Genomic DNA, 1,144 nt, shown 5'->3' with positions numbered 1-1,144 from the left:
GCGGTCATCTGCATGGCGGAGCGTTCCGTCACCGCTTTGCCGGAGGTCGTGCCGCCGAAGAAAAAGGCGTAGTTGCTTCCCATCGTGCGGTTTTGGGGCTTGTCCCTGGATTTAAACAGCCCTGAAAAGATACCCATTCGCATCACTCTCCTTCAAAATGGGCATAAGAAAAGCACCTGTCCGAAGACAGATGCTCTCGTTGTGTTGAATTCAGATCGTTTCGGTTTCGCTCAGTTGACGGCTGATATCCCGGCCACCATAAATCACACGCACGGCATAGACCGTGCTTTTGGTTTCGTCCGGGTAATAGAAAATGAGATAGTTTTTGACCGGGAAGCAGCGTAATCCTTGACTTTGCCAAGGCTCCTCATCATAGAGCCGATACCGCATGGGCATCTGGTTCAAAGAGAGGATCTCTTTTGTAATTTGCCGTACCAGGTTCACAGCGACCTGCGGTTCCTGCAGCTCATAGGTGATATAGTCCAGAATATCTCGAAGGTCCTGTTTTGCCTGGTCGGTGAATTCTACTTCCCAATTCATACGCCGTAGTCTCTTTTCAGTTCATCCATGACGCTTTGCGCAGAATGGGTGCGACCGGCACGGATATCCGCCATGCCTTTCTCAAGCTCTGCATCCTGCTGCTCCTTCGTCAAAGACCCGAAAGCTACCGGTTTGCGCTCCGGTAGTTTCACCTCGAACGGAATGCCGCGCTGCAGAACGATTTGCCGCAGGAACATACTGACCGCATTGGACATCGGGATACCCAGTTGATCCAGTACCTGTTCGGCCTGCTCTTTGATTTCAGGCTCTACACGAGCGAATACATTAGAAGTTCTTGCCATAGCTTATCGCCTCCTTGCGAATATAGTATACCACTTTTGCTTGCGATATGCAAGCAATTCGCAAGAAGTTTACAATTTCAGATAAACAGCAACCCTCTTGTGTCGTATACGCTCTCTACATTCTCATTGCCACAGCGTATAGCTCTGTCAAGTGCCATAATCGTTGCCACAGCACCATCGATTTTCTCTGTGGATTTTTCCTTGTCCGGCTTGATGTTGCCTGCCGGGTCGGTGCGGATGAAGATGTTGTCCATCATCCAGCGGAGGACGGGGTGTCCGCCGTGGGCAATTTTCTGCTCCAG

At 50.6% G+C, this 1,144-nt stretch carries 3 protein-coding genes and 1 pseudogene; all 4 read right to left on the bottom strand.

What is annotated here, in order from left to right; translation table 11 throughout:
* Positions 1 to 137, bottom strand: a pseudogene (locus WMO66_RS01715) (phage portal protein); the annotation flags it as partial.
* A gap of 73 nt (positions 138 to 210) precedes the next feature.
* Complete coding sequence (locus WMO66_RS01710) at positions 211 to 540, bottom strand: type II toxin-antitoxin system RelE/ParE family toxin (protein ID WP_349134685.1); 330 nt, start codon at positions 538 to 540, stop codon at positions 211 to 213.
* Positions 537 to 842: a type II toxin-antitoxin system RelB/DinJ family antitoxin gene (locus tag WMO66_RS01705; RefSeq protein ID WP_349134684.1), complete on the bottom strand. Its 306-nt coding sequence runs from the start codon at positions 840 to 842 to the stop codon at positions 537 to 539. The genes WMO66_RS01710 and WMO66_RS01705 overlap by 4 nt, the downstream gene beginning before the upstream one ends.
* 77 nt (positions 843 to 919) lie before the next feature.
* A partial coding sequence (locus tag WMO66_RS01700) for a terminase TerL endonuclease subunit (RefSeq protein ID WP_349134683.1) occupies positions 920 to 1,144 on the bottom strand: 225 nt, incomplete at its 5' end.

This window comes from Faecousia intestinalis, from assembly GCF_040096185.1.
Lineage (GTDB): Bacteria > Bacillota > Clostridia > Oscillospirales > Oscillospiraceae > JAZOXB01.
This window is presented reverse-complemented; position numbering and strand designations above follow the sequence as displayed.